The organism is Hydrogenophaga sedimenti (assembly GCF_051857515.1).
In the GTDB taxonomy this organism is placed as follows: domain Bacteria; phylum Pseudomonadota; class Gammaproteobacteria; order Burkholderiales; family Burkholderiaceae_C; genus Hydrogenophaga.
Map to the genome: position 1 here is coordinate 180,685 of NZ_JBPZHA010000001.1, position 22,339 is coordinate 203,023.

24 protein-coding genes and 1 riboswitch are annotated in these 22,339 nt (G+C 66.9%); of the genes, 16 read left to right on the forward strand and 8 right to left on the reverse strand.

Features of this window, described 5'->3' with window-relative positions:
• Window positions 1-10: 10 nt before the first annotated feature.
• Window positions 11-352, reverse strand: a complete 342-nt coding sequence (locus tag ACS5NL_RS00890; RefSeq protein WP_439351680.1) for a thioredoxin domain-containing protein — start codon at window positions 350-352, stop codon at window positions 11-13.
• A 68-nt stretch (window positions 353-420) separates the two neighbouring features.
• Between ACS5NL_RS00890 and ACS5NL_RS00895 the strand changes: the two genes are divergently transcribed.
• The 3 genes from ACS5NL_RS00895 to ACS5NL_RS00905 are packed head-to-tail and all read left to right on the forward strand — an operon-like array spanning window position 421 to window position 1,981.
• Window positions 421-858, forward strand: a complete 438-nt coding sequence (locus tag ACS5NL_RS00895) for a PACE efflux transporter (protein WP_439351681.1) — start codon at window positions 421-423, stop codon at window positions 856-858.
• Entirely contained in the window at window positions 855-1,148 is a 294-nt protein-coding gene (locus ACS5NL_RS00900) for an acylphosphatase (protein ID WP_439351682.1), read from the forward strand. The genes ACS5NL_RS00895 and ACS5NL_RS00900 overlap by 4 nt, the downstream gene beginning before the upstream one ends.
• Before the next feature lie 47 nt (window positions 1,149-1,195).
• Window positions 1,196-1,981, forward strand: a complete 786-nt coding sequence (locus tag ACS5NL_RS00905) for an NYN domain-containing protein (protein WP_439351683.1) — start codon at window positions 1,196-1,198, stop codon at window positions 1,979-1,981.
• 26 nt (window positions 1,982-2,007) lie between these two features.
• Here the strand turns inward: ACS5NL_RS00905 and gyrB are convergent, their stop codons facing one another.
• From gyrB to dnaA, 3 genes are all read right to left on the reverse strand, one after another.
• Window positions 2,008-4,635 carry a DNA topoisomerase (ATP-hydrolyzing) subunit B gene (gyrB, locus tag ACS5NL_RS00910; protein ID WP_439351684.1) on the reverse strand — a complete coding sequence of 876 codons (2,628 nt, stop codon included), beginning with the start codon at window positions 4,633-4,635 and terminating at the stop codon, window positions 2,008-2,010.
• An 81-nt stretch (window positions 4,636-4,716) separates the two neighbouring features.
• On the reverse strand, window positions 4,717-5,823 hold the full coding sequence (dnaN, locus tag ACS5NL_RS00915) for a DNA polymerase III subunit beta (RefSeq protein WP_439351685.1): 1,107 nt from the start codon (window positions 5,821-5,823) through the stop codon (window positions 4,717-4,719).
• Window positions 5,824-5,955: 132 nt separating this feature from the next.
• Window positions 5,956-7,365 carry a chromosomal replication initiator protein DnaA gene (gene dnaA, locus ACS5NL_RS00920; protein WP_439351686.1) on the reverse strand — a complete coding sequence of 470 codons (1,410 nt, stop codon included), beginning with the start codon at window positions 7,363-7,365 and terminating at the stop codon, window positions 5,956-5,958.
• A gap of 279 nt (window positions 7,366-7,644) precedes the next feature.
• Between dnaA and rpmH the strand changes: the two genes are divergently transcribed.
• The 7 genes from rpmH (at window position 7,645) to ACS5NL_RS00955 (ending at window position 13,157) form a co-directional block, all read left to right on the forward strand.
• Window positions 7,645-7,779 (forward strand): 50S ribosomal protein L34, encoded by a 135-nt coding sequence (gene rpmH / locus ACS5NL_RS00925; RefSeq protein ID WP_066096666.1) that lies wholly within the window; start codon window positions 7,645-7,647, stop codon window positions 7,777-7,779.
• 71 nt (window positions 7,780-7,850) lie between these two features.
• Window positions 7,851-8,255, forward strand: a complete 405-nt coding sequence (locus ACS5NL_RS00930) for a ribonuclease P protein component (RefSeq protein WP_439351687.1) — start codon at window positions 7,851-7,853, stop codon at window positions 8,253-8,255.
• The gene (gene yidD, locus ACS5NL_RS00935) at window positions 8,249-8,536 is read left to right on the forward strand and encodes a membrane protein insertion efficiency factor YidD (RefSeq protein WP_439351688.1); all 288 of its coding nucleotides are present in this window, start codon (window positions 8,249-8,251) and stop codon (window positions 8,534-8,536) included. The genes ACS5NL_RS00930 and yidD overlap by 7 nt, the downstream gene beginning before the upstream one ends.
• A complete protein-coding gene (yidC, locus tag ACS5NL_RS00940) occupies window positions 8,533-10,221 on the forward strand; it encodes a membrane protein insertase YidC (RefSeq protein WP_439351689.1) in 1,689 nt (562 codons plus the stop codon). Before yidD ends, yidC begins: the two co-directional genes overlap by 4 nt.
• A gap of 173 nt (window positions 10,222-10,394) precedes the next feature.
• Complete coding sequence (gene mnmE / locus ACS5NL_RS00945) at window positions 10,395-11,816, forward strand: tRNA uridine-5-carboxymethylaminomethyl(34) synthesis GTPase MnmE (RefSeq protein WP_439351690.1); 1,422 nt, start codon at window positions 10,395-10,397, stop codon at window positions 11,814-11,816.
• A 103-nt stretch (window positions 11,817-11,919) separates the two neighbouring features.
• Window positions 11,920-12,411: a Crp/Fnr family transcriptional regulator gene (locus ACS5NL_RS00950; protein WP_439351691.1), complete on the forward strand. Its 492-nt coding sequence runs from the start codon at window positions 11,920-11,922 to the stop codon at window positions 12,409-12,411.
• A gap of 92 nt (window positions 12,412-12,503) precedes the next feature.
• Entirely contained in the window at window positions 12,504-13,157 is a 654-nt protein-coding gene (locus ACS5NL_RS00955; RefSeq protein ID WP_439351692.1) for a hypothetical protein, read from the forward strand.
• 20 nt (window positions 13,158-13,177) lie between these two features.
• Here the strand turns inward: ACS5NL_RS00955 and ACS5NL_RS00960 are convergent, their stop codons facing one another.
• Window positions 13,178-13,723 (reverse strand): adenine phosphoribosyltransferase, encoded by a 546-nt coding sequence (locus tag ACS5NL_RS00960; protein WP_439351693.1) that lies wholly within the window; start codon window positions 13,721-13,723, stop codon window positions 13,178-13,180.
• A 37-nt stretch (window positions 13,724-13,760) separates the two neighbouring features.
• The gene (locus ACS5NL_RS00965; RefSeq protein ID WP_439351694.1) at window positions 13,761-15,746 is read right to left on the reverse strand and encodes a monovalent cation:proton antiporter family protein; all 1,986 of its coding nucleotides are present in this window, start codon (window positions 15,744-15,746) and stop codon (window positions 13,761-13,763) included.
• A 79-nt stretch (window positions 15,747-15,825) separates the two neighbouring features.
• On the opposite strand from ACS5NL_RS00965, the gene ACS5NL_RS00970 reads away from it, so the two are divergent.
• The 4 genes from ACS5NL_RS00970 to ACS5NL_RS00985 are packed head-to-tail and all read left to right on the forward strand — an operon-like array spanning window position 15,826 to window position 18,855.
• A complete protein-coding gene (locus tag ACS5NL_RS00970; RefSeq protein ID WP_439351695.1) occupies window positions 15,826-16,824 on the forward strand; it encodes a KpsF/GutQ family sugar-phosphate isomerase in 999 nt (332 codons plus the stop codon).
• Window positions 16,825-16,844: 20 nt separating this feature from the next.
• Window positions 16,845-17,411: a KdsC family phosphatase gene (locus tag ACS5NL_RS00975; protein ID WP_439351696.1), complete on the forward strand. Its 567-nt coding sequence runs from the start codon at window positions 16,845-16,847 to the stop codon at window positions 17,409-17,411.
• Window positions 17,412-17,413: 2 nt separating this feature from the next.
• Window positions 17,414-18,064, forward strand: a complete 651-nt coding sequence (lptC, locus tag ACS5NL_RS00980; RefSeq protein ID WP_439352033.1) for an LPS export ABC transporter periplasmic protein LptC — start codon at window positions 17,414-17,416, stop codon at window positions 18,062-18,064.
• Complete coding sequence (locus tag ACS5NL_RS00985) at window positions 18,061-18,855, forward strand: SDR family oxidoreductase (protein WP_439351697.1); 795 nt, start codon at window positions 18,061-18,063, stop codon at window positions 18,853-18,855. The genes lptC and ACS5NL_RS00985 overlap by 4 nt, the downstream gene beginning before the upstream one ends.
• A 99-nt stretch (window positions 18,856-18,954) precedes the next feature.
• On the opposite strand, the gene rbp is transcribed toward ACS5NL_RS00985, so the two are convergent.
• Window positions 18,955-19,353 carry an RNA-binding regulator gene (rbp, locus tag ACS5NL_RS00990; protein ID WP_439351698.1) on the reverse strand — a complete coding sequence of 133 codons (399 nt, stop codon included), beginning with the start codon at window positions 19,351-19,353 and terminating at the stop codon, window positions 18,955-18,957.
• Between the two features lie 262 nt (window positions 19,354-19,615).
• Window positions 19,616-19,686, forward strand: a riboswitch (SAM riboswitch).
• Window positions 19,687-19,748: 62 nt separating this feature from the next.
• Between rbp and metX the strand changes: the two genes are divergently transcribed.
• Window positions 19,749-20,918 carry a homoserine O-succinyltransferase MetX gene (gene metX / locus ACS5NL_RS00995; protein ID WP_439351699.1) on the forward strand — a complete coding sequence of 390 codons (1,170 nt, stop codon included), beginning with the start codon at window positions 19,749-19,751 and terminating at the stop codon, window positions 20,916-20,918.
• Complete coding sequence (gene metW, locus ACS5NL_RS01000; RefSeq protein ID WP_439351700.1) at window positions 20,915-21,496, forward strand: methionine biosynthesis protein MetW; 582 nt, start codon at window positions 20,915-20,917, stop codon at window positions 21,494-21,496. Before metX ends, metW begins: the two co-directional genes overlap by 4 nt.
• Window positions 21,497-21,527: 31 nt before the next feature.
• Here metW and ACS5NL_RS01005 read toward each other — a convergent pair whose 3' ends face one another.
• Window positions 21,528-22,190, reverse strand: coding sequence for a transglutaminase domain-containing protein (locus ACS5NL_RS01005; protein ID WP_439351701.1), 663 nt, complete (start codon window positions 22,188-22,190; stop codon window positions 21,528-21,530).
• Window positions 22,191-22,339: the final 149 nt, after the last annotated feature.

The following is a 22,339-nucleotide window of genomic DNA, read 5'->3' on the forward strand; positions in this document are numbered from 1 at the left end:
AAAGGGGCGCTCAGCCGCCCCGCGCCGCCAGCCGCTGCGCCAGCGCGACGGCTTCGGGCGTCACGCCCTGCGGTGCCGCCCCTTCGGGGCTCAGGCGCGCGATCAGGTTGTCCAGGAACGCCGGCTGCGGCGGGATCGCGCTGAGGAACAGCGCCCGGTCACCGCGCGCGATCAGCACCGTCGGGAAGGTCTCGATGTCCAGCCCGACCTCGTCCATCAGGTCGACCTCGTCCTCGATGTCCAGCCATTGCCACTGCCATTGCGGGTAGCGCGCCGCGATCGCGTCCCACTCGGGCCGCCACGCCCGGCAGGCGCTGCACCACTCGGCACACAGACAGACCACTCGCAACATCCTCGGCGCTCCTGACGTCAATCACAATCGCAGGAGCATACCGCCGAGCCCAACCCCTGTCCCATCCCATGCAAGGCATCCGCCGCAAGATCGTCTACGTCACCCTGTTCGAAGCGATCGCCATCGCCGTCACCAGCAACGGCCTGTCCGCCGGCTCGGGCGCCAGCCTGGAGCACGCCGGCGTGGCCGCGGTCGCCTCGTCCGTCATCGCCGTGGTCTGGAACCTCGCCTACAACACCGCCTTCGAGCGCTGGGAGTCGCGCCAGACCGTGCGCGGCCGCAGCTTCCGCCGCCGCGCCGCCCACGCCATCGGCTTCGAACTCGGCCTGAGCGTCCTCCTGGTGCCGCTGTTCATCTGGTGGCTGCAGATCGGCCTGGGGCAAGCGCTGCTGCTCGACGTCGGTCTCTCGCTCTTTTTCCTCGTCTACGCCTTCCTGTTCAACCTCGCCTTCGATACCGTGTTCGGCCTGCCCGCCTCTGCCCTTCCCCTGCCTGAACAGCCATGAGCACCCAGCCCGTCATCACCCGCCACCTGCGCATCACCGGCCGCGTGCAAGGCGTCGGCTACCGCTGGAACATGGCGCGGCAGGCGACCACGCTGGGGTTGAGCGGCTGGGTGCGCAACCGGGTGGATGGGAGCGTGGAAGCCCTTGTCTGTGGACCGGGAGATGCGGTGCAGGCGCTGATCGATTGGGCATGGAGAGGGCCGGAGATGGCGCGGGTGGACGGGGTGATGGTGACGGAGGTGGAGGGCGGTGAGGTGCTCGAAGGGTTTGAGCAGCGGGAGACGGTGTAGGCCGTTGTCCCCGCATAAGATGCGCCCATGTCAAAGGGGAGCACAACGTGATCGTTTTCCTGATCGATGCAGACAACCTGAGTTCCCCCGCCTGGGTGAACGAAGCCATCACCGCCATTGAGGCCACCGAGGGCCCTGTCGCTGTCCGGCGGGCATACGGCAGCGCGGAAAACCTCAAAGGCCTGGCCGAATCGCTGCGCGACTGGGCCATCCGCCCTTTTCTGAACGTCTACCTCACCAAGAACACCACGGACATGGCGCTCGCGGTGGATGCGATGGAACTGGCGTGTCAGCAACCGCAGCCGACGACGCTGGTGATCGGCTCGGGAGATGCAGACTTCGTGCCCCTGGTCGTGCGGCTTCGCGAACGGGGTATCAAGGTCCTGTGTGCGTCGGAGTACGGCAAGATGGCGCCAGAAGCCGTGAAGGCGTACGACAAAGTCATCTATGTGGGCCGTGAGACGGCGGCAACGGGATCCACCGATGCCGCCAAGTCCGCCAAACCCAGAGCGGCAGCCAAGGCGGCGGCGTCCTCCAGCAAGAAGGCGCCCAAAGCTGCGACGAAAAAGGCACCTGCGGAAAAGAAGATCGTCACAAAAAAGCAGGCGGCAACGACCAACAAAGTCACGCCAGAGGGCGTCCTGGAGGCGGTGCCGTCATTGCGTACGGGTGAATGGTTCTCTCTCGGAGAGGCGGCCAAAGCGCTGCACGACAAAGAACTGCTTGGCAGGAATTCGTCCAGTGCCAAGCTGTTTGGCAAGTTTCCGCACCACTTTGAGCTGAAGCCGGCGAAGCAACCGAACCACGTCCGGTTCCTCCTGCCGTCAGCCTGAAATCACGCAGAAACCCTGCGTGATCATTACACGTCGATGTTGCCCGCCCGCAAGGCGTTGGTTTCGATGAACTCCCGCCGCGGCTCCACCTCATCCCCCATCAGCATCGTGAACACGCGGTCGGCTTCGATTGCGTCGTCGATTTGCACGCGCAGCAGGCGGCGCACGGTCGGGTCCATGGTGGTTTCCCACAGCTGCTCGGGGTTCATTTCGCCCAAGCCTTTGTAGCGCTGGCGGCTGGTGGTGCGTTCGGCTTCACTGATGAGCCACTGCATGGCCTGGCGGAAGTCGCCGACCTTTTCTTCCTTCTGCTTGTCGCCTTCGCCGCGTTGCGCCTTGGCGCCGTCGCCGAGCAGGCCGCGGAAGGTGTCGGCCGCGGTCGCGAGGGCCGCGTAGTCGGCGCCGTGCACGAAGTCCTGCGTGAGGATGCTGCTCTTGATGTTGCCGTGGTGGCGGCGGCTGATGCGCAGCACCGGCTTGTCGGTGCGCACGTCGAACTCGCCGGCCACTTCGGGCGGCACGCCGGTGGTGCTCAGCTCGGCCAGCTTGGCCTGCATGGCCACGGCGCTGGCTTCGGCGTCTTCCACGGTGTCGAGCTTGACGCTCACGCCGTCGGCGATCGCGCGCAGGGCTTCGGCGTCCATGAAGTTGGAGAGGCGGTCGATCACGCGCTCGGCGACCTGGTGCTTGCGCGCCAGCTCGGCCAGGGTGTCGCTTTCGAGCACGGTGTTGGCCGCGCCGCCGGTCTGCACCTTGGCGCCGTGCAGCGCGATGCGCAGCAGGAACTGGTCCAGCGCGGGCGCGTCTTTCAGGTACAGCTCTTCCTTGCCGTTCTTCACCTTGTACAGCGGCGGCTGCGCAATGTAGATGTGGCCGCGCTCGACCAGTTCGGGCATCTGGCGGTAGAAGAAGGTCAGCAGCAGGGTGCGGATGTGGGCGCCGTCGACGTCGGCGTCGGTCATGATGATGATGCGGTGGTAGCGCAACTTGGCGACGTCGAAGTCGTCCTTGCCGTCACCGTTGGCGCCTTCGCCGCCGGCCTTGCCGATGCCGGTGCCCAGCGCGGTGATGAGGGTCAGGATTTCGTTGGAGGTGAGCAGCTTCTCGTAGCGCGCCTTCTCCACGTTCAGGATCTTGCCGCGCAGCGGCAGGATCGCCTGGAACTTGCGGTCGCGGCCCTGCTTGGCGGAGCCACCGGCGGAGTCGCCCTCGACGATGTAGATCTCGCACAGCGCCGGGTCTTTCTCCTGGCAGTCGGCCAGTTTGCCGGGCAGGCCCATGCCGTCGAGCACGCCTTTGCGGCGCGTCATTTCGCGCGCCTTGCGGGCGGCTTCTCGGGCGCGGGCGGCCTCGACGATCTTGCCGCAGATGATCTTGGCGTCGTTGGGCTTTTCCTGCAGGTAGTCGGTCAGCAGGCGGGCCACCACGTCTTCCACCGGGCCGCGCACTTCGCTGGAGACCAGCTTGTCCTTGGTCTGGCTGGAGAACTTGGGCTCTGGCACCTTGACCGACAGCACGCAGCACAGGCCTTCGCGCATGTCGTCGCCGGTGACCTCGACCTTGGCCTTCTTGGCGAAGTCGTTCTCTTCGATGTACTTGTTGATGACGCGGGTCATCGCGGCGCGCAGGCCGGTCAGGTGGGTGCCGCCGTCGCGCTGCGGGATGTTGTTGGTGAAGCAGAGCACCTGCTCGTTGTAGCCGCTGTTCCACTGCATCGCGACTTCAACACCGATGTTGGTGCCCTGGTCGCTGGTGCGGTCGCCCAGCGCGTGGAAGCAGTTGGGGTGCAGGACCTGTTTGCCCTTGTTGATGAACTCGACGAAGCCCTTGACGCCGCCGGCACCGGAGAAGTCGTCTTCCTTGCCGCTGCGCTCGTCCTTCAGGCGGATGCGCACGCCGTTGTTCAGGAACGAGAGCTCGCGCAGGCGCTTGGCCAGGATGTCGTAGTGGAAGTCGTTGTTCTCTTTGAAGATCTCGGTGTCGGGCAGGAAGTGAACTTCCGTGCCGCGCTTCTCGGTCGCGCCCGTGACCTTCATCGGCGAGACTTCGACGCCGTCGCGCATCTCGAGCAGGCGGTTCTGCACGAAGCCGCGCGCGAACTCGATCTGGTGCACCTGGCCTTCGCGGCGCACGACCAGGCGCAGCCACACGGACAGCGCGTTCACGCAGGACACGCCCACGCCGTGCAGGCCGCCCGAGACCTTGTACGAGTTCTGGTTGAACTTGCCGCCGGCGTGCAGCTCGGTCAGCGCGATTTCGGCGGCCGAGCGCTTGGGCTCGTGCTTGTCGTCCATCTTCACGCCGGTCGGGATGCCGCGGCCGTTGTCGGTGACGCTGATCGAGTTGTCGGTGTGGATGGTGACGACGATGTCGTCGCAGTGGCCGGCCAGGGCTTCGTCGATGGAGTTGTCGACCACCTCGAACACCAGGTGGTGCAGACCGGTGCCGTCGGAGGTGTCGCCGATGTACATGCCCGGGCGCTTGCGCACCGCTTCCAGGCCTTCCAGGATCTGGATCGCGCCTTCGCCATAACCCTCGCTCGCGCCGGCCTGGTGGGCGTCGATCTTGGGCTGGAAATTGGAGCTGTCGGCCCCTGCTTCACCGGTGTGGACGGCATCGGAACCGGGTTCTGCGGGCTTGTTGGCTTCGGACATGGTGAATTTCTCTGACTTCTAGAAACGCCAAACCCGCTGGTCAGCGGGTTGGTCTGCAAGGTGGCTGCGGGGAATGACGGATCAGATCCGCATCGGCATCACCACGTATTTGAACGCGTTGTCGTCCGGGTTGGTGACCAGTGCCGAGCTGTTGCCGTCGGCCAGTTCGATGCGGACCATTTCCTGCGTCATGTTCTGCAGCGCGTCGATCAGGTAGGTGACGTTGAAGCCGATCTCGATGGCGTCACCGCCGTAGTCGATGTCGAGTTCGTCGACCGCCTCTTCCTGCTCGGCGTTGCTGGAGGCGACGCGCAGCGTGCCCGGCTCGACGTTCAGGCGCACGCCCTTGAACTTCTCGCTGGTCATGATCGCGGTGCGCTGCAGGCTGGCCAGCAGCGGCTGGCGGCCCAGCGTGACGATGTTCTTGTGGTTCTTGGGAATCACGCGGTTGTAGTCGGGGAACTTGCCCTCGACCAGCTTGGTGACGAACTCCATGCCGTCGAAGCTGAACTTGGCCTGGTTGGCGGCGAACTGCATCTCGATCGCGCCTTCCTTGTCGGACAGCAGGCGCTGCAGTTCCAGCACGGTCTTGCGCGGCAGGATGACTTCCTGCTTGGGCACTTCCACGTCCAGTTCGGCGCTGGCGAACGCCAGGCGGTGGCCGTCGGTGGCGACCAGCGAGAGCTTCTTGCCTTCGGCCACGAACAGGATGCCGTTGAGGTAGTAGCGGATGTCGTGCACCGCCATCGCGAACGACACTTGCGACAGCAGGCTCTTGAGGGTCTTCTGCGGCACGGCGAACACCGGGCCGAAGCTGGCCGATTCCTGCACCAGCGGGAAGTCTTCGGGCGGCATGCTCTGCAGCGTGAAGCGGCTCTTGCCGCCCTTGAGCACTGTCTTCCCGCCGGTGTGTTCCAGGCTCACGGTCTGGTCGGCCGGCATGGTGCGCAGGATGTCGATCAGCTTGCGCGCGCCCAGCGTGGTGGCGAAGCTGCCGTCATCGCCGTCGAGGGCGGCTGTGGTGCGGATCTGGATTTCCAGGTCGCTGGTGGTCAGCTGGACCTGCGAGCCGGTCTTGCGCAGCAGCACGTTGGCGAGGATGGGCAGTGTGTGGCGGCGCTCGACGATGCCGGCGACCGACTGCAGCGCAGCCAGCACATTGGACTGGGAAGACTTCAAAACGATCATGTCAGACTCTTTCGTCACTGGTTGACTGGCGCTCTCCGGTGGCGCTCTCCTCGGGCGTTCCTCGCAGCCCCCTCGAAACCCAAAACTTGGCTATTTTCACCTGTTTTTACAGACTGTCCCGACCGCCCCTGCTCAGCCTTTCAGGGTCTGCTCCAGCACATGCAGCTGCTGGTTCAGTTCGGTGTTGGTCTGGCGCTCGGCGGCGATCTTGCGCACCGCGTGCAGCACGGTCGTGTGGTCCCGGCCGCCGAACAGCTCGCCGATCTCCGGCAGGCTCTTCTGGGTCAGCTCCTTGGCCAGGAACATGGCGATCTGGCGCGGGCGGGCGATGCTGGCCGGGCGCTTCTTCGAATACATGTCCGCGACCTTGATCTTGTAGTAGTCGGCCACGGTCTTCTGGATGTTCTCGACCGAGATCTGCCGGTTCTGGATCGACAGCAGGTCTTTCAGGGCGTCGCGCGCCAGCTGGATCGAGATGTCCTTCTGGTTGAAGCGGCTGTAGGCCAGGATCTTGCGCAGCGCGCCTTCGAGCTCGCGCACGTTGGAGCGCACGTTCTTGGCCACGAAGAACGCGACTTCCTCGGGCATCACGGCGTTCTCGGCGATCGCCTTGTTGATCAGGATCGCCACCCGCATTTCCAGCTCGGGCGGCTCGATGGCCACCGTCAACCCGGAGTCGAAGCGCGAGACCAGGCGCTCGTGGATGTCGGCCAGGCCCTTGGGATAGGTGTCGCTGGTCAGCACGATGTGGCTCTTGCGGGCCAGCAGCGCCTCGAAGGCGTTGAAGAATTCTTCCTGCGTGCGTTCCTTGTTGGCGAAGAACTGCACGTCGTCGATCAGCAGAAGATCGAGCGAGTGGTAACGCTGCTTGAACTCGTCGAAAGTCTTGCGCTGGTAGGACTTGACCACATCCGAAACGAACTGCTCGGCGTGGATGTACAGAACCTTGGCCTGCGGCTTGTCGGCCAGCAGCTGGTTGCCGATCGCATGGACCAGGTGGGTCTTGCCCAGACCGACGCCGCCGTAGATGAACAGCGGGTTGTAGAGCTGGCCCAGACTGCCCGCGACGTGCATGGCGGCGGCACGCGCCATGCGGTTGGCCGAGCCCTCGACCAGGGTCGCAAAGGTCAGCGCGGGGTTCAGGCGGTTGCGCGGGCCGTTGTGGGCCGACGGCTCGGCCGGCGCCACATCGGGCAGTTCGGCCAGCACCTGTTCTTGCACCGTGCGCGCGGAAGGTGTTGATCGAATCTGGGTTTCGCGCGGAGCGAGCGCTAACTCAAGAACAACTGGCGTACCTTGCAGGCTCTCCAGCAGGGCGGTGATGCGGGCGGCGTACTGGGCCCGGATCCAGTCCATCTTGAACCGGTTGGCCACCGCCAGCGTCACCCGCGAGCTGTCCGGTGCCACCACGGCGGACAGTGGACGGATCCAGGTGTTGAACTGCTGCTCGGGGATTTCCTGCGCCAGGCGGTCGACGCAGGCGGACCACAACCCGGAGGGGTCGGCGGCGGAGGCAGAAGGGGGGAGTTGGCCCTCGATCATGAATACGGGAGGAAGATTTTTCTTGTGGACAAACGGCTCGGGGCTGGCGGCCATTGTAGTCCGGGCGCCAAGTTATCCACACCCTTGGGGCGACTGTTACAAGTTGCGACGAGGTGCGGTCGTCCGCCTTGCAATCGGCAAGAACAAGTGGGCCAACTCCAGGTCCAGAGCCGCTGGTTTGGGATGGTGCTTGCCGTCCGATGGGTTTCTCAGCGATAATTGCGGGTTTCCCTCTAACTTGAACAGCCCTGGCTTTGTCCGGGCCGCACTGCCATGGCAATGAAACGCACCTACCAGCCTTCGAAGATCAAGCGCGCCCGTACCCACGGCTTCCTCGTGCGCATGAAGACCCGCGGTGGCCGCGCCGTCATCAACGCACGCCGCGCCAAGGGCCGCAAGCGCCTGGCCGTCTGAGTCTGCTTGCGCCCGCTGCGCATGTCAGCCGGGCCCACGCACTCCAGCGCGCCTGTGACCCCGGTCGTCTGATGCAACGCATCCGGACCCGGATCCAGTTCCAGGCCGTCATGGCGGGCGCCATCGTGGCCAAGACACCTCATTTCGCCCTGCACCGTCTGGCTTTGCCGGCTCCGGAGCAGGGCCGTTTGCTTTTCCCGGCCCAGGACACCTGGATCGGGGTGGTGCTGCCCAAGCGCTGGGCACGTCGCGCCGTCACGCGCAACGCCATCCGCCGCCAGACTTACGAAGCCGCCCGCGCCGCCGCCGATGGTTTGCCTCAGGCGGCTCTGGTGGTGCGTCTTCGCAGCGAGTTCAGCCGCAAGCAGTTCGTGAGCGCCACGTCCGACGTTCTCAAGCAGGCGGTGCGCGCCGAACTGGTCCAGTTGCTGGGCCGGGTCACCGCGCGAACCACGCCGGAGGTGGCCGCATGCTGAGCGACTGGCCGCGCCAGGCCCTGATCGGGCTGGTCAAGGGCTACCGACTGGTGCTCAGTCCCTGGCTGGGCGGCAGCTGCCGCTTCGAGCCGACCTGCTCGGTGTACGCGCTGGGAGCCTTGCAGCGCCACGGGGCGCTCGCCGGTGGCTACCTGATGCTGCGCCGCATTGGCCGTTGTGGCCCGTGGTGCGAGGGTGGTTGCGACCCGGTGCCCGAGGTGGCGCCGTCGCTGTTCTCTCACCTGATTCCTGTTTCCTCAGAAAAGAAGAACCCGTCATGAACGACATCCGCCGTTCCATCCTCTGGGTGGTTTTTGGTTTTTCGATGGTCCTGATCTGGGACAAATGGCAGATCCACAACGGCAAGGCACCGACCTTCTTCCCGTCGTCCTCCGTGACTGCTCCGGCGGCCAAGAGCTCCGCGCCGGCCACGACCGTGCCCGCCGCCAGTGCCGCCGCGCCAGCCACCACGGCGGCTGCCGCTGGACAGCCCGCGGCCGGCGTGCCCGCGCCTGCGGCCGTGCGCCATGAAGTCACCACCGACGTCTTCAAGCTGAGCTTCAACAGCGAAGGTGGGTCGCTGATCGGCGCCACGCTGCTCAAACACGCCAGCAAGGAACTGGGCACGGCGCCCATCGAGCTGCTGGCCCAGAACGACAAGCACATCTACGTTGCGCAGACCGGCCTGATCGGCGGCAGCTACCCGACGCACAAGACGCCCATGACCCTGGTGTCGGGTCCGACGGCGCTGGCCGATGGCCAGAACGAGCTGCAGGTGAAGTTCGAATCGGCCGACGTCGGCGGCGTCAAGCTGGTCAAGACCTACACGCTGCAACGCGGCAGCTACACCATCGGCGTCAGCCACGAGGTGGTGAACACCGGCGCCGCGCCCGTGACGCCGCAGCTGTATGTGCAGCTGGTGCGCGACGGCAACACGACCGACAGCCAGACGCCCTTCTATTCCACCTTCACCGGTCCGGCGGTCTACACCCCGGCCCAGAAGTACCAGAAGGTCGAGTTCAAGAAGATCGATGACGGCAAGGTCGACATCGAGAAGACCGCCGCCAATGGCTACGTGGCCATGGTGCAGCACTACTTCGCCTCGGCCTGGATCCTGGCCGACGGCGCTGCGCGCGAGAACTTCGTGCGCAAGGTCGACAGCCTGTATTCCGTCGGTGCCATCACGACGCTGCCGGCGGTGGCCCCGGGCCAGAGCCAGAAGATCGATGCGCGCCTGTTCGTCGGTCCGCAGGACGAGCACGTGCTCGAAGTCACGACCCCCGGCCTGGAGCTGGTCAAGGACTACGGCTGGCTGACCATCATCGCCAAGCCGCTGTACATGCTGCTGTCGAAGATCCACGGCTTCGTGTCCAACTGGGGCTGGTCCATCGTGCTGCTGGTGGTGCTGCTCAAGGCCGCGTTCTACTGGCTCAACGCCAGCGCCTACCGCTCGATGGCCAAGATGAAGGCGATCAACCCGCGCATCACCGAGATGCGCGAGCGCCTCAAGAGCAATCCCCAGCTGATGCAGCAGGAGATGATGAAGATCTACCGCGAGGAGAAGGTCAACCCGCTGGGTGGCTGCTTCCCGATCCTGATCCAGATTCCCGTGTTCATCGCGCTGTACTGGGTGCTGCTGTCGTCGGTCGAGATGCGCAACGCGCCCTGGATCGGCTGGATCCACGACCTCTCGACCAAGGACCCGCTGTACATCCTGCCGGTCGTGATGACGCTCACCACCATCGTGCAGACCGCCCTGAACCCGCTGCCGCCCGATCCGATGCAGGCCAAGATGATGTGGATCATGCCGCTGATGTTCTCGGTCATGTTCTTCGCCTTCCCGGCCGGCCTGGTGCTGTACTGGATCACCAACAACACGCTGACCATCCTGCAGCAGGCTTTCATCAACCACCGGATGGGCGTGCCGCTGAAGATCACGAACCCGCTGACGCTCTTTAAGAAATAACCCCAGAAACCGCCCCCCTGCGCCGCTGCGCGGCTTCCCCCCCCCGGGGGAACAATGCGAGCGGCCCAGCAAAGCCGGTTCCGCCGCATTCTTGGTGGCGGCCACTCTCTCAGCAAGGGCCTGCATTTGCAGGCCCTTGCTGTTTCTGAAACCCCTTGCCGCAGAATCCGACCATGCTTGCCGCTTCCCGTGACCCCATCGCCGCCATCGCCACCGCGCCCGGTCGTGGAGCGGTGGGCATCGTGCGGGTGTCGGGCCAGGGGCTGGCGCCGTTCGTGCAGGCCTTGCTCGGCCGCTCGCTCAAGCCGCGCGAGGCGACCTACCTGCCGTTTCCCGATGCGGCGAGCCAGCCCATCGACCATGGCCTGGCGCTGTGGTTTCCGGGGCCGCATTCCTACACCGGCGAAGACGTGCTGGAACTGCAGGGCCACGGCGGGCCGGTGGTGCTGCAGTTGCTGCTGGCACGCTGTCTGGAGGTGGCGCAGGTTGTCGGAGAACACGGTCAGCCGCTGCTGCGTGGCCTGCGTCCGGCGCGCGCGGGCGAATTCACCGAGCGGGCCTTTCTCAACGACAAGCTGGACCTGGCCCAGGCCGAGGCGGTCGCCGACCTGATCGATGCCAGCACCGAGGCCGCCGCACGCAGCGCCAGCCGCTCGCTGGCGGGGGTGTTCTCCGGCCGCATCCACACGCTGCGCGACGCCCTGATCCACCTGCGCATGCTGGTCGAAGCGACGCTGGATTTTCCCGAGGAAGAAATCGACTTCCTGCAGAAAGCCGACGCCGCCGGGCAGCTCAGGCGTCTGCGCGACGGCCATGCGGCGGTGCTGGGCGAGGCGCGCCAGGGCGCCCTGCTGCGCGACGGCCTGAACGTGGTGATTGCGGGACAGCCCAACGCCGGCAAGAGCTCGCTGCTCAACGCCCTGGCCGGCGCCGAGCTGGCCATCGTCACGCCGATCGCTGGCACCACGCGCGACGTGGTGCAGCAGACCATCCAGATCGAGGGCGTGCCGCTGCACGTGATCGACACCGCCGGACTGCGCGAAGGCGCCGACGTGGACGAGGTGGAAAAGATCGGCATCGAGCGTGCCTGGGGTCAGATCCGGCAGGCCGATGCCGTGCTGTTCCTGCACGACCTCTCGCGTTGCGACCGTCCGGACTACCAGGCCGCCGATGCCGCCATCGCGGTGAGCCTGCCCGCCGGGGTGACCGTGCTGCAGGTCTGGAACAAGCTCGACCAGTGCATCGAGGGCGCGCGCGCTGCGCTCGACGCCTCGCTGGCCGACGGTGGTCTGGCGATTTCTGCCAAGCAGGGCGAAGGGCTGGAGACCCTGCGCCAGCGGCTGCTGGCGCTGGCCGGCTGGCAGCACGCGGGCGACGGTCTGTTCATGGCGCGGGAGCGGCACCTGCAGGCACTGCGCCGGGTGGGGGAACACCTGTCGCAGGCCGACGCCTTGCTGGCCGGGCAAGCCGACCACCTGGATCTGCTGGCCGAGGAACTGCGGCTCGCGCAGCAGGCGCTGGGCGAGATCACCGGCGAGTTCAGCGCCGACGACCTGCTGGGCGAAATCTTCTCGCGATTCTGTATCGGAAAGTGACTGGCGGCGCCGCTGATGCGCTCTGGCGCACCGTCCGGACCGCAGATGTAAGCAGAGGTTAGCGCCGCTTGTGCGGCAGGGGGGCAGGCCGTAAGGTCCGTCCATGAACGCCGCCCTGCCCGCCGCCGCGCGCTTTGATGTCATGGACCTGGCCCAGGCCATGCGTTCGAGCAGTGCGCTCGACGCCGTGCCCCTGAACCTGACGGATGCGCAGTGGAGCGTGCTGGGGGACTACCTGCAACCGGTGTCACTGGGACAGGGACAGACGCTGATCGAACAGGGCGTGAAGGACCGGACGGTCTACTTTGTCGAGAGCGGCAGCCTGACCGTGCACTACGAAGACCACAAGGAACGCATGCGCATCGCCATGGTGAATGCCGGCTCGCTGCTGGGCGAGGGCGCGTTTTTCAGTCATCTGCCGCGCAGCGCTTCGGTGATGGCGGGCAGCCACAGCCGGCTCTGGTGCCTGACCCCGCTGCGCTTTCGCGAACTGTCGCAGCGGCATCCGGCGATCGCCCTGGACCTGTGCGTGGCCATGTCGGCGGTGATGGCGCGGCGCATGTACCACCGGCCCAAGCGGATGGCGGTGACTTGAGATCTGTGGTTCGTCCGTCAAACGGTTGTTTTGGCAGACAAAACCGGTCAATTTGCGGTTCCCAAATTTCTGACTGAAGGCATACTGCGCGCATGTCACTGCTTCGCTGGCTGCAAGCCAAGAAAACCGACTCCGCGACCAACGGCAACCGGGCCAAACCCCGTCGCTCGTTCGGTCAGACCACGCTGCCGCTGATTTCACCGCGCCGCGGCCGCCGCATCCTGCGGCGGGAGCAGCTGTATTCGGTGGTGCGCGAGTCGCTGATCCGCGCTGGCGTGCTCTCGTCCAGCTACGAGTTCAAGGTGCTGGCGCTGGACTCGACCGGTGACGGCTTTCTCGTGCTGATCAGCCTGTCTCTGCCGGCCAACGTCATGCCCGACGAATACCTGCTGGAAATCGAGCGCTGGATCCAGGGCAGCGCCCGTTCGCGCCATTCGATGACGGTGCAGGCGGTCTACTGGCGGCGCGAGGCGGTGCACGACCAGCGTGGCATCGCGCTCAAGGCGTCGGTGGCGGCGCAGACCCGCCGCGAGGCTGCGGTGCCGGTGGCGCCGGTTGCCGAAGTGCCGGTCGGGCGGGTGCAGCCGCTGGCAGACGATGAAGTGGCCGCCTTTCGCCAGGCGCTCCAGTCGCCGGCGCTGCCGGTGCACCGCATGGAGTCTCCCGCCGCCGAACGCCAGAAGAACGAGGCCGACGTCCACAGCGGTTTCTCCGAACTGAGCGAAACCCAGTACGGCAAGCTCTGAGCAGACCGGTGCAGCGCTGGTCAGTGGCCGGCGAAATGCACCAGGGTGAACAGGGGCAGTCCGGAGCCGCGCAGTTTCTCTGAGCCGCCCAGCTCGGGCAGATCGACGATCGCCGCGCCCTCCGTGACTTCGGCCCCCAGCTTTTCCAGCAGCCGCCGCCCGGCCATCATGGTGCCGCCGGTGGCGATCAGGTCGTCGATCAGCAGCACGCGATCACCCGCTTTCACCGCATCGGTGTGCAGCTCGACCGTGGCGCTGCCGTATTCCAGCTCGTAAGTTTCTTCCACCGTGGTGAACGGCAGCTTGCCCTTCTTGCGGATCGGCACGAAGCCCACGCCCAGCTCATAGGCCAGCACCGAGCCGATGATGAAACCGCGCGCGTCCAGGCCGGCGACCACGGTCGGCTTGAGCGCCGGGTCCATGTAGCGGTGCACGAAGGTGTCGATCAGCACCCGGAAGACCTTGGGGTCCTGCAGCAGCGGCGTGATGTCGCGGAACTGCACGCCCGGTGCGGGCCAGTCGGGAACGGTGCGGATGTGAGACCGGAGGTAGGCGTTGGTGTCCATGCGCGGATTATCTGCGCCAGGCCACGGTGTCCGGCGCTCAGCCGCCCAGCAGCTTGCCTTCGGCCAGCGCCAGCGCCGGCGCCTTGCCGCTGAGCACCAGGGTGTCGCCGCCTTCGAGCACGGTGTCGTCGTCGAACGGCGCGTTGCGGCCGTTGGCGCGGCGCAGGCTGGCCACGCGCACCCCCATGGCGTCGAGCGCGACGCTGCCCAGCGTGCGTCCCACCTTGCGTCCGCCCGGCGGGATCGTCACCGTCGACAGCCGTTCGTTCTCTGCCTCCTCCACGCTGTCGTCGTCGGCGCCGTGGAAATAGCCCTTGAGCAGGTTGTAGCGCGCATCGCGCTGGTCCTGCACCACGCGGATCACGCGCCGCATCGGCACCCCCACCAGCGCCAGCGCATGGCTGGCCAGCATCAGGCTGGCTTCGATCGCCTCGGGCACCACCTCGGTCGCGCCGGCGGCGCGCAGCTTGGCATCGTCCAGGTCGTCGATGGTGCGCACCACCACCGGCACCTGAGGCGCGTGTTCGTGCGCGTGGTGCAGCACCTTGAGCGCGCTGGCAACCTCGATGTACGTGATGACCACGGCGCTGGCGCGGTGCAGGCCGGCCGCCATCAGGGCCTGCAGCCGGGCCGCGTCGCCGAACACCACCGAATGCCCGGCGGCGGCGGCCTGGCGCACGCGGTCTGGGTCGAGGTCCAGCGCCATGTAGGGAATGCCCTCGGCTTCCAGCAGCCGCGCCAGGTTCTGGCCGCAGCGCCCGTAGCCACAGATGATCACGTGCTTGTCGGCATTGATCGACTTGCGCGCGATGCTGGTCATCTGCACCGACTGCATCAGCCAGTCGCTGCCGACCACGCGGGTCACGACGTCGTTCGAATACAGGACGATGAACGGCGTGGCCAGCATCGAGATCACCATCGAGGCCAGCACCGGGTTGAACAGCGCCGGCGGCACCAGCTCATGCTGACCGGCCAGCGTCAGCAGCACCAGACCGAACTCGCCCGCCTGGCACAGGTACAGGCCGGTGCGCAGCGCGGTGCCCATGGGGGCACCGAAGGCGCGCGTCAGGCCGGTGATCATGGCGACCTTGAAGGCCAGCGACAGGGTGAGCAGCAGCAACACCAGCGGCCAGCGCTCGATCACCAGGCGCCAGTCCAGCATCATGCCGATGGTGATGAAGAACAGGCCCAGCAACACATCGTGGAAGGGCCGGATGTCGGTTTCCACCTGGTGCTTGTATTCCGTCTCCGAGATCAGCATGCCCGCCACGAAGGCGCCCAGCGCCAGCGACAGCCCCGCGTGCTCCGTCAGCCAGGCCAGGCCCAGCGTGATCAGCAGCAGGTTGAGCATGAACAGCTCGTCGCTCTTGCGCCGCGCGACCAGGGTCAGCCACCAGCGCATCAGGCGCTGGCCGCCCGTCAGCAGGATGCCCAGCAGCACCGCGGCCTTGAGCATCGCCACGCCCAGCGCCTTGAACAGCTCGTCCGGGGGAGAACCCAGCGCCGGGATCAGCACCAGCAGCGGCACCACGGCCAGATCCTGGAACAGCAGGATGCCGACCACCCGCTTGCCGTGCTCGGACTCCAGCTCCAGCCGCTCGGCCACCATCTTGACGACGATCGCGGTGCTGCTCATGGCCATGATGCCTCCCAGGGCCAGCGCCATCTGCCATTCCACCTTCCACCAGCGCGGCAGCACCCAGCCCAGGGCCAGCGACGCCAGCGTGGTCAGCGTGACCGTGAGCACCACCTGCGAAAGGCCCAGCCCGAACACGTGGCGGCGCATGGCGCGCAGCTTGGGCAGGCTGAACTCCAGCCCGATCACGAACATCAGGAACACCACACCGAACTCGGCCAGGTGACGCAGGCCGGCCGAGTCGTGGGCCAGCGCCAGCGCGTTCGGGCCGATCAGCACACCGACCACCAGGTAGCCCAGCATCGGCGGCAGCTTGAGCATGCGGCAACCCACCACACCAAGCACGGCGGCCAGCAGGTAGAGCAGCGTGATGTCCAGCGAATTCATGGTTCGATGGTAATGGCAGCCCCCAGGTTGCGCGGCTGTGCGAATGCATGCCGTGCAGGCCGACGGCGATAATCCCGGGATGAGCAAGGCAATTCCTTTCGAGACCGCTCGCGTGCTCGCCATGGCGCGCGAGACGCTGCAGATCGAGGCCGAGGCGGTGACGGCGCTGGCCGGGCGCCTGGACGAACGCTTCACCGAGGCGGTGCATTGCCTGCTGGGCTGCAAGGGCCGTGTGGTCGTCACCGGCATGGGCAAGAGCGGTCACATCGGCCGCAAGCTGGCGGCCACCCTGGCCTCGACCGGCACGCCGGCCATGTTCGTGCACCCGGCCGAAGCCAGCCACGGCGACCTGGGCATGATCACGCCCGTCGACATCGTGCTGGGCATCAGCAACAGCGGCGAGAGCGACGAGCTCAGCGCGATCCTGCCGCTGATCAAGCGCATGGGCGTGCCGCTGATCGCGTTCACCGGTCGCCCCGATTCGACCCTGGCGCGCCACGCCGATGTGGTGCTCGATACCGCCGTGGCCAAGGAAGCCTGCCCGCACAACCTGGCGCCCACCGCGAGCACCACCGCGCAGCTGGCGCTGGGCGACGCGCTGGCGGTGGCCCTGCTGGACGCGCGGGGCTTCAAGGCCGACGACTTCGCGCGCTCCCACCCGGGCGGTTCGCTGGGCCGCAAGCTGCTGACGCACGTCAGCGACGTGATGCGCAGCGGTGACGGCGTGCCCTGCGTGGGCCGGGGCGCTTCGCTGATGGAACTGATGCGGGAGATGAGCGCCAAGGGACTGGGCATGAGCGCCGTGGTCGATGAAGACCGGCGGGTGCTGGGCGTGTTCACCGACGGCGACCTGCGCCGGCTGATCGAGAAATCCGGCAGCAGCACCGACCTGCGCGCCCTCGGCGCCCAGGAAGTGATGCATGCCAACCCGCGCACCGTGAGCGCCGAGGCGCTGGCGGTCGAGGCGGCCGACCTGATGGAGGCCAGCCGGATCACCAGTGTGCTGGTGGTCGACGGAACCGGCGCGCTCGTGGGCGCTCTCAACAGCAACGACCTGATGCGGGCGAAAGTCATCTGACCACCCGTTACGATTGCCCCATGTCTGCCGATCTGCCGCCCCTGCGCCCTGCGCTGAACTTCGACCCCGAGCTGTTGCTGCGGGCGCAGCCGGTGCGCGTCGTGTTTTTCGACGTCGACGGGGTGCTGACCGATGGCGGGCTCTATTTCAGTGAAGGCGGCGAGACCCTCAAACGGTTCCACACGCTGGACGGGCACGGCATCAAGCAGCTGCAGCGCGCCGGCATCACACCGGCCGTGGTGAGCGGGCGCGACTCACTGGCCCTGCGGGCGCGTCTGGGCGCACTGGGTGTGGCCCACACGCGCTTCGGCACCGAAGACAAGCGGCCCGCCGCCGAAGCCATCCTCGCCGAACTGGGACTGGACTGGTCGCAGGCGGCGGCCATGGGCGACGACTGGCCGGACCTGCCGATGCTGCGGCGCGCGGCGCTGGCCTGCGTGCCGCCGTCGGCGCACCCGGAAGTGCTGGCGGTGGCGCACCATGTGACCCGTGCCCTGCCTGGCGCCGGGGCCGTGCGCGAACTGTGTGACCTGCTGCTGGTGGCGCAGGGGGTGTATGCGGCCCAGCTGGCGGAGGCCGCACGGTGAACATGGCGGTTGCGATGGACACCCCCGCGTCGCGGCAAGGCCTGCGCCGCCGCCTCGCGCGCTGGTGGGACCGCCTGTCCATCTACCTGCCGGTGTTGCTGATGCTGTTGATGGCCCTGGCGTCCTACTGGCTGCTGCGCGCCACGCCCGAGCCTGAGACACCGGGTCCGGCGCCCGAGGTCACGCACGAGCCGGACTATTTCATGCGCCGTTTCTCGGTCAAGGTGTTCGAGCCCGGTGGTGCGCTCAAGACCGAGCTCTATGGCTCCGAGGCCCGCCACCACCCCGACACCGGCACCATGGTGGTGGATGCGGCGCGCATCCGTTCGTTCGGGCCGCAGCGGCAGCTGTCCACCGCCACCGCGCGCCAGATCACCAGCAACGACGCCGGGACCGAATTCCTGCTCGAAGGCGACGCGGCGGTCGTGCGTCAGGCCAGCCGCGGGCTGCACGGCGAACTGCTGCCGCGGATCGAATTCCACGGTGAGCAGTTGCGCGTGGTCACCGATCCGGAACACATTTCGTCCGAGAAGCCGGTGGTGCTGGTGCGCGGGCAGGACCAGATCACCGCCGACACGCTCGACTACCACGGCGATGCCCGCGTGGCCGAGCTCACCGGGCGGGTCAAGGCCGCGTTCGCACCACGCCCATGAGTGCGACCGCGCCCCTGCTGTTCGTCACCGGCGCCTCCAGCGGCATCGGACAGGCGCTGGCGCTGCGTTTTGCGCAGGCCGGCTGGCGCCTGGCTCTGGTGGCGCGCCGCAATGAGGAACTGCAGGCCTGGGCCGATGCCCAGGGCTGGGATGCACAGCGTTGTCGGGTCTACCGCGCCGACGTGGCCGACATCGACAGCATCGTGGCGGCCGGTCAGCGCTGCCTTTCGGAGATGGGCGTGCCGGACGTGGTGGTGGCCAATGCGGGTGTGAGCATCGGCATGGACACGGCCGAGCGGGGCGACCTCGACGTGCTGGCCAGGACCCTGGCGACCAACAACACCGGGCTGGCCGCCACCTTCCATCCTTTCGTCGAGGCCATGTGCGTGCGGGGCTCCGGCCGGCTGGTGGGCATTGCCAGCGTGGCCGCGATCCGGGGCTTGCCCGGGCACGGGGCCTATTGCGCGAGCAAGGCGGCGGTCGTGGCGTACTGCGAGAGCCTGCGGGGCGAGTTGCGCAGCAGCGGGGTGCGTGTGGTGACCCTGTTGCCCGGTTATGTCGACACGCCGTTGACCCGGCAGAACCGGTACAGGATGCCCTTTCTCATGACCCCGGAGGCGTTCGCGGCGCGCGCTTTCGAGGCCATCGTGGTGGGCACCAGCTACCGCGTCATTCCCTGGCAGATGGGCGTGGTGGCCAAGTTGCTGCGTCTGCTGCCCAACCCGCTGTACGACAGGCTGCTGGCGGGCCGGCCACGCAAACACCGGCAGGGCGAAGGCCGCGCCACCTGACCCGCGACCGGCGTTTGTCGCTCGGCACCAAAGCAAAAGCCCCTCGGAGAGGGGCTTTTTGGTGTCCGGCTGCAAAGCCGGACCAGAGCGGGCAAGGGCTTAGTAGCCGCCGCGACCGCCGCCGCCTTCGCGACGACCGCCGTTGCCGTAGGGGCTGCGGAAACCGCCGTCGCTGCCACCGCCGCCGCCGAAACCGCCTTCACGACGGCCACCACCGAAGCCACCACCGCCGGTGCGGGGGGGACGGGGTTCCATCGGACGGGCTTCGTTGACCACCAGGCTGCGACCGCCCAGGGACTGGCCGTTCATGCCGGAAATGGCGGCTTGTGCTTCTGCATCGCTGCCCATTTCGACAAAGCCGAAACCCTTGGAACGACCGGTGTCGCGCTCCATCATGACCTTGGCGCTGTTGACAGAGCCGAAGGCGCTGAAAGACTGTTGCAGGTCTTCGTCGCGCACGGTGTAGGGCAGGTTGCCCACATACAGTTTGTTGCCCATGGTTGGGACTCCTAGTGACACTGAGAAAAATAGCGATGGAGCCCCGGCAGCAAACAAACCTGTAGCACGCGAAACCAACCGATCACTTGATTTGCAGGCGTTCTGGACGCCTGCCGGTTCATTATGCGCCGTTTGCCAGATTGCGAGTGACTTTTTTGGGGAGGCGTCAAGCCTTCCTGCGCGGCGGTGCGCATTAGCAACACTGGGAATGACCGTTGCGGGCCGCCGTTTCCCGGTTTCCCGCCAGCGGCTTCCCTCTATACTGTGCCCCAGCGCCGATTTGTCCGGATTGCGGGCGCTTTACAAATACCGCTAAAGGGGGGACTCCCGGTCTCGCACCTTGCGGCACCGGGATTTCTGTTTTTGGGGCCTTGCCCGCCCCGAGGTGTACCACCGTGATCGTCACGCCACGAACCCATCGCTTCGACGAGCCCCTGCCGCTCAGGAGCGGCGCGGTCCTGCCAGCCTATGAGCTGGTTTATGAAACCTACGGCACGCTCAATGCCGACCGCTCCAACGCGGTCCTGATCTGCCACGCGCTCAACGCCAGCCACCACGTGGCCGGCTGGCACGCCGACGACCACGGCCAGCCGCAGGCCCGCAGCGAAGGCTGGTGGCACAACATGATCGGTCCGGGCAAGGCGGTCGACACCGACCGCTGGTTCGTGATCGGCGTCAACAACCTCGGTTCCTGCTTTGGCAGCACCGGCCCGACCCATACCAACCCGGCCACCGGCCAGCCCTGGGGGGCCGACTTTCCGGTGGTGACGGTGGAAGACTGGGTCGAGGCACAGGCCCGGCTGCTGGACGCGCTGGGCATCCAGACGCTGGCAGCGGTCATGGGCGGCAGCCTGGGTGGCATGCAGACCCTGAGCTGGACGCTGCAATACCCCGACCGCGTGCGCCACGCCGTGGTGGTGGCCAGCGCGCCCAACCTCACGGCCGAGAACATCGCCTTCAACGAGGTGGCACGCCGCGCCATCGTGACCGATCCGGACTTCCACGGCGGCCACTACCTGCGCGAAGGCACGTTGCCGCGCCGCGGCCTGCGCATCGCCCGCATGATCGGCCACATCACCTATCTGAGCGACGATGTGATGAACGAGAAGTTCGGTCGAACCTTGCGTTCGGCCGACGGCGAGGACCCGTCTGCCGCCGCCGAACTGGCCTACCGCTACTCCACTCAGGATGTGGAGTTCCAGATCGAGAGCTACCTGCGCTACCAGGGTGACAAGTTCAGCGAGTACTTCGACGCCAACACCTATCTGCTGATCACCCGCGCGCTGGATTATTTCGACCCGGCACGCGAACACGACGGCAACCTGAGTGCCGCGCTGGCGCGTGCCAAGGCCAGGTTCCTGCTGGTGAGTTTCACCACCGACTGGCGTTTCTCGCCCGCGCGCAGCCGCGAGATCGTCAAGGCCCTGCTGGAGAACCGGCGCGATGTGAGCTATGCCGAGATCGACGCCCCGCACGGGCACGACGCCTTCCTGCTCGACGACCCGCGCTACCACGCGGCGGTGCGGACCTATTTCGAACAGACCGTGGCCGGAGGTGTGCAATGAGCGACCACCTGTTGCTGGAATCCATTGCCCGCCTTGTGCCGCCCGGTTCGCGCGTGCTCGACTTGGGCTGCGGCGACGGCGCGCTGCTGGCGCACCTGCAGAAGACCCGCCAGTGCGTCGGCTACGGTGTCGAGATCGACGACGCCAAGGTGCATGCCTGCATCCGCCGCGGCGTCAACGTGCTGCAGCTCAACCTCGAAGACGGGCTGAACATGTTCGGCGACAACGCCTTCGACGTGGTGCTGCAGATCGACACGCTGCAGCACCTGCGCAATGCCGAGACCATGTTGCGCGAGACCGCGCGTGTGGGCCGCATCGGCATCGTGGCGTTCCCCAACTTCGCCCACTGGCCGAACCGGCTGGCGGTGCTGCAAGGCCGCATGCCGGTCACCAAGCGCCTGCCCTACCAGTGGTACGACACGCCCAACATCCGCGTCGGCACCTTCGCCGACTTCGAGGTGCTGGCGCGCAGCTGCGGCCTGACCCTGGACGACGGCTTCGGCCTGCAGGAAGGCCGGGAAGTCCGCTGGCTGCCCAACCTGCTGGCCAGCACCGCGGTGTTCAAGTTCTCCAGCTGATCCGCCGGCCGGCCAGCCGGCACGGCATCGTTCAGCGCGGGTTTTCCTGCTGGGCGTCGCGCGCGAAGTCGGCGTCGCCCGCCTCGGGCGTCCAGAACGGGTAGACCTCGGCGAAGCTGGCGCGGATCGCCTCCAGCGGCAGATCGTCGAACTGCCCGCGCTCGTTCACGTATTCCATGTGCCGCTGCCCCGCTTGGTCGAACGGGTGGTAGAGCGAGTCGTGCACGCCGTCGAATTCCAGCGGCAGCAGGCCGAACTTCTCGCACAGCGACAGGTTGAAGGCCGGCGTCGCCTTGCGCCAGGCGCCGTCGAGCCAGAGCGCGGTGTAGCCGTGCCAGACAAAGACGTCGGTCTTCATGGTCTGGCGCAGGCGCTCGGTCGAGAGGTGGTTGCGCACGTCGGCAAAGCCCAGCCGCGCCGGGATGCCGGCCGCGCGCGCCACCGCCGCCAGCAGCACCGCCTTGGGCACGCACCAGCCGTGACCCTGTGCCAGCGCGGTGCTGGCCCGCATGCCCCGGGGTGACAGGTCGATGCGGTAGGGGTCGTAGCGCAGGCCGTCGCGCACCGCGAGATAGAGCGAGACCGCGCGCTCGCGGTCGGAAGTCCCGTGCGCGTGCTGCGCGGCGAAGGCGCGCACGGCTGGATGGTCGCTGTCGATGGCGGGGGTCGGCGTGAGGGCGGTCTGCAAGTCCATGCTGCCGTTGTAACAGAGCCCGGCGCGGGCCGCCGATGCCTGCGCGACGTCCCCTCCGGCGTCCGGCGGTCATGCCAAAGCACTCATTTGCGCCCCGAAGGCGCGGCAATTTCCGGCTTCAGAGTCGGATGGAAACGCCGATAGTGCGG